A 4,481-nucleotide genomic window follows, 5' to 3' on the forward strand; every position below is an offset into this window, starting at 1 on the left:
GTCCTCGCTTGGCCCAGCGATTGAAGCGATTGTAGATCGTCGTGTAAGGGCCGTATTCACGTGGACAATCACGCCATCGTGCACCCGATTGCAGCATGTGAATGATGCCGCTGACGATGCGTCGGTCGTCGTCCCGATCCGGCCCCGTCAGTCCCCTCGGCAGATGCGGTTCGATACGCGCCCATTGCCTGTCGTTCAGCCAAAACAAACCAGCGCGCATTCTCTCGCCCCCGAATCAACACGTAGGCAAGAGAATCACGTGGCGCTATTTAGGTACAGACCCTAGAACATGTCTCCGCGCAAAGCGCTCGATGGAGTCGAGCGGGTTCGCTCAAACGGCGCAATTGCCTTTCCCTAGAAGGTTTCGATCGACTAGGAATTGTTTTCAGACTCGAAGACAGCGTTCGATCATACTGGCCAGCCCGCTCAACGCGTAGCAGATCACAAAGAATATGCTCAGCACGCCCAGATAGATCTCGATGGCGTGTGAGTCTCCGGTTCCGACATACGCTAGTCTTTCTATCATTTGACGCGCCGATCCCAAGAGATCCGACACCCCAACAACGGACGTCAGTGCACTCGCCTGGACGAGAACGGTGAGCTGCCCGACGTAGGGCGGCAACGCACGCCGAAATGCTTGTGGCAAAATGACGAACACAAGCGCTTCCGTTGCGCTCAAGCCAAGCGCTCGGGCGCCCTGCTCTTGGCGATGTGGAATTGAATCCAAGGCGCCTCGAAAGACCTCACCGATGTTCGCCCCGCCCCAGAGCCCCAATCCGATTATTGCGGCCGTGAGTGGGCCCGTGCGGAGACCAATTTGCGGAAGGGCAAAGAACACGAAGAGGAGTATCATAAGCGACGGCACGCCGCGGAACAACTCAACGTAAAGCCGTCCGACAAAGCGCGCGAACGTGAGCGTGCTTTGCGACAGCGCCGCGATCAGGAGACCAAGGATTGTCGCCAAAATGACGGTGAGCAGCGAGATCCACAAAGTAACCAAAAGGCTCTTACCAAGGTAAAGGGTGACAGGCCAAACCCAGTTGGTCATTTAACTACTCCCAGCCCCGGAACCGCGAGCCTGCGCTCGAACGTACGAGACAAAGCGCTTAGGATGCTGCACACCAGCAGGTACATGAGACAAGCGATTCCGAAGGTCTCAAACACTTTAAACGTATCTGACACGATCCGGTTGGCGACATAGGTCAATTCCTGATAGCCGACGACGATCATGAAGGAGGACGACCTGAACTGCGTGATCGCCGTGGTTGTTGTTCCGGTGATCGCGATGCGCAACGCGATCGGGAGTGTGATGTCAAGAAAGGTCTGGAACGCCGGCAAGCCGAGAGCGCGAGCTGCCGTCACTTCGCCTTTCGGCACAGCTTCGAATGCGGCCCTGAAGACCTCCGTTTGATAAGCACCGCCCCACAATGCGAGCGCTAGCCAGGAAGTCTCGAACGGCGTCAGACGGATGCCTATGTCGGGTAGCGCGTAGAACAGAAAGAGCTGGCTCCGGAAATCTGGACAGGGCGATGAGTGGAGTTTCTGCCTGACGGCGGGCAAGATTGTCCCGCGAATCAGGAGAGACGATGAGCAGACGAGCCCGCCGGCAGCACGCACTCGCATTCAAGGCCAAGGTGGCGTTAGCGGCGATCAAGGATCAAGGGCGAGATGACGCTGGCCGAGCTGGCTGAGCATTTCGACATGCATCCGAACCGGATCACGCAGTGGAAGTCCCAGCTTCAGGAAGCGGCGGCCGAGGTCTTTGGTCCTCGCGGTGGCAACAGAACGAGCGAGCCCGCGGGGGACGTGAAAACGCTGCACGCCAAGATCGGGGAGCTGACGCTTGAGAACGATTCCTAAGAAACGGCAGCATCTACTTTCGGCTCCAAGGGCAGGTGAACAAAGCCGAATGCCTTGGCACGCCGCTGCAAATTGTTGACCACTCGCGTCCGGTAGCGCGTCTCGTAGGACGAGGCCCCGGGATCGACATAGTCCATTCCGTATCGCACAGCATTGTAGAACAGAACTGCGATCTTCCGGGCCGTGGCGGTCACGGCCTTGGTCTTGCCAAAGCACTACTGCCGCTTCACAGCATAATGGCTGATCAGCCGTCGCAGTTCAGTTTCCGCCGCTGCGGTTGAACCAATACCTCGCTCAGGCAGTTGCTTGATCCTTCGATCTGGATGAAGGACCGCGTGGTCAAGCAGCAGACGCCGCTTCACAGACTGAGGCCGCGTTTGTTGAGCACCGTGTCCCTCAGAGCACCCTTGATCTCGCGAGCGATGTCCTTGCTGACCTGGGGTCCGAACTCCCGCTCGGCATCCGCAACGACATCGGCCTCAGCGCCGATCAGTCCCGCTTCAACGAGCTTTTGCTTCAGTCGGCCCGGGAACTCCTCCTCCAAGGCATCGGCGAGCTTTTCCTCCATCGTGGCATGGTGTTCCGGTTCAATGCGGAGCACCACATCGTCCCAAGGTTTCCAGTCCGTCGCCAAATAGTCGGCGAACCCCGTCGCCTCCTTGCTCCGCACAGACGTCTCAGCCCTGTCAATGTCTTCCTCGGTGAGGTGAGAGTCGTAGAAGTAGTTCATGTCCGGGGCGATGTGCTGCAGCCCCAGCCGCTCGCGCAGCGTGGCCTGATAGGCAAGGTAGACCTCGATTTCGTCGACGTTGTTGATGGTGCCGCCTGTGCGGAGCGATTGGACCTTCTCGCGCGCGATCCCCCCCAGTGCCTCCAAGCGGAACATGACACGGCCTAGATCAACGAGGGCCGCTACCCCCTCGTTATTGTCATAGAGCCCGTTCTCGACGTTGGCGATCAGGCGCGCGGTTTGCATGCCGTTCCAGGTCAAAGTTCTGCGATCCGCGCAGCTCTCGTTGGCGTCAAGAGCAAGCTGGAAGTACTGCGCGCGCAATTGCGGGTTGGCCGCTGCCTGCCGCAGATCATTGGCCACCCCCTGCTGGAATCCTTCGTTCCCAGAGTTCACGGTATTCCGCAGCCCGTTGAGGAAGTCTGCGTATTGCTGGGCACCGGGTTCTTCTGCAAAGCTCTGCCACTTGGCCACCACCTCGGGATCGCCCTCCTTCGGATCCCCGTTGAGCCAGTCCGCTACTGCCTCGGGAAGAGACTCCGCAGCTACTGTCTCGAGAGGAAACGGCGCAACGGCGGCGTCCTCCCACTGATCTTCGTGCGTCTCAGACAAATCAAAGACGACCCTCGGGCCGGCATACCCATCGGTACTTTGGATTGTGTCCAGGTTCATCAGCATCTCCTGGGGCAGCGGATTGCCAGACACAACCACCTCCGCAGCAGCCCCCAACTGCGTTAGCAAGCCCGTGGGTAGGCTGGTTAGCTGGTTATCGTTAAGGTAAAGTCTTCCGAGACTGGTCGGGAGAGTCTCGGGCAGGCTCGTCAATTGGTTTACACCAACGTCAAGGCTTCCGAGACTGGCCGGGAGAGTCTCGGGCAGGCTCGTCAATTGGTTTACACTAACGTCAAGGCTTTCGAGCCTGGCCGGGAGGGCCTCGGGCAGGCTCGTCAATTGGTTGTTGCCGACGTTGAGGCCCTCGAGCGCGGCCGGGAGGGTCTCAGGCAGGCTGGTGAGCCGATTGCTCCACACGTCCAGCAAGGCGAGCCCGGCCGGAAGCGCGGGCAAGCTGACCAACTGATTCCCATTAACATTGAGCGAATTGAGCGCGTCAGGGAGAGTCTCGGGCAGACTGGTCAGCCGGTTGAAGGACGCGTCGAGCGAGTGGAGCCCGGCTGGAAGTGGAGGCAGGCTGGTGAGGCGCAGCATTGCAAGATTCAGCTCGCCCTGATTCCAAGCATTCACTCGCCTTACAGCCTCTTGTCGATCCTCGAGCGGGTTCTGCCCCTCTTCGGCAGCCCACTCCTCCAGCATCTGGTCGTGCCCCCCCTCCGCAGGAGCAGAATCCCCGAGATTTGCCGGATCGTCAGCGGCGAGCACCGCGTGGGTCAAGACTCCAACCCACTGCGCCTCCTCACCTTCCCGGTCCTCGCGGCCGGAAGATTCGGTGCTGCCATTACCGCGCTGAGCCTGCCCTGCATCAAAGGGATCCATTTCCTGCTCCTTGTCGGACTGAGCAAATTATGCGACCTCTCGGCCCACATCGAACGTTGCAGCCTCTAAGACATTTAGCTTACGTCGAGCTGACGAGCGTTGAACCATGTTGAGGAAGCGATCTGCGCAATTTGTGAAGGAGTTCGGCTTCGATTCGGTGCAGCCTTTCGGCTTGAGCCAGATGAGGTCAGAGGGTACCGTCAAGTTAACGAATTGGAGCGGCGGAGGGGGTAGACGAGCGGCATGCGGACTGCCAAGGACCCTCTTTATCGCCGCCATCGCTTCCCACCGGAAGTGATCAGCTATGCCGTTTGGTTGTATTTCCGGTTTCCCTTAAGCTTGCGCATGGTCGAGGAAATGCTGGCGGCGCGTGGCATTGGCGTGACCTATGAAACCGTGC

The 4,481-nt window shown here is 59.2% G+C and carries 4 protein-coding genes and 3 pseudogenes; 2 read left to right on the forward strand and 5 right to left on the reverse strand.

Features of this window, described 5'->3' with window-relative positions:
• The 3 genes from IQ16_RS44730 to IQ16_RS44740 form a co-directional block, all read right to left on the reverse strand.
• Positions 1-220: transposase (locus IQ16_RS44730; RefSeq protein WP_035718476.1), on the reverse strand; the 220-nt coding region annotated here is incomplete at its 3' end.
• Positions 221-385: 165 nt separating this feature from the next.
• The gene (locus tag IQ16_RS44735; protein WP_011084494.1) at positions 386-1,048 is read right to left on the reverse strand and encodes an amino acid ABC transporter permease; all 663 of its coding nucleotides are present in this window, start codon (positions 1,046-1,048) and stop codon (positions 386-388) included.
• Entirely contained in the window at positions 1,045-1,560 is a 516-nt protein-coding gene (locus IQ16_RS44740; RefSeq protein WP_028176066.1) for an ABC transporter permease subunit, read from the reverse strand. Before IQ16_RS44740 ends, IQ16_RS44735 begins: the two co-directional genes overlap by 4 nt.
• A gap of 26 nt (positions 1,561-1,586) precedes the next feature.
• Between IQ16_RS44740 and IQ16_RS44745 the strand changes: the two are divergent.
• Positions 1,587-1,854, forward strand: a pseudogene (locus tag IQ16_RS44745) (transposase); the annotation flags it as partial.
• Between the two features lie 2 nt (positions 1,855-1,856).
• Here the strand turns inward: IQ16_RS44745 and IQ16_RS44750 are convergent.
• Positions 1,857-2,069, reverse strand: a pseudogene (locus IQ16_RS44750) (IS110 family transposase); the annotation flags it as partial.
• A gap of 149 nt (positions 2,070-2,218) precedes the next feature.
• The gene (locus tag IQ16_RS44755; protein WP_011084490.1) at positions 2,219-4,081 is read right to left on the reverse strand and encodes an NEL-type E3 ubiquitin ligase domain-containing protein; all 1,863 of its coding nucleotides are present in this window, start codon (positions 4,079-4,081) and stop codon (positions 2,219-2,221) included.
• Positions 4,082-4,324: 243 nt separating this feature from the next.
• Between IQ16_RS44755 and IQ16_RS44760 the strand changes: the two are divergent.
• Positions 4,325-4,481: pseudogene (locus IQ16_RS44760) on the forward strand (IS6 family transposase); the annotation flags it as partial.

Origin of the sequence: Bradyrhizobium huanghuaihaiense, assembly GCF_007830635.1 — a bacterium.
In the GTDB taxonomy this organism is placed as follows: domain Bacteria; phylum Pseudomonadota; class Alphaproteobacteria; order Rhizobiales; family Xanthobacteraceae; genus Bradyrhizobium; species Bradyrhizobium huanghuaihaiense.

Excerpts from the sequence above, each read along its gene's own strand:
- IQ16_RS44735 (WP_011084494.1), bottom strand. The coding sequence starts at position 1,048 with ATGACCAACTGGGTTTGGCCTGTCACCCTTTACCTTGGTAAGAGCCTT.
- IQ16_RS44755 (WP_011084490.1), bottom strand. The coding sequence starts at position 4,081 with ATGGATCCCTTTGATGCAGGGCAGGCTCAGCGCGGTAATGGCAGCACC.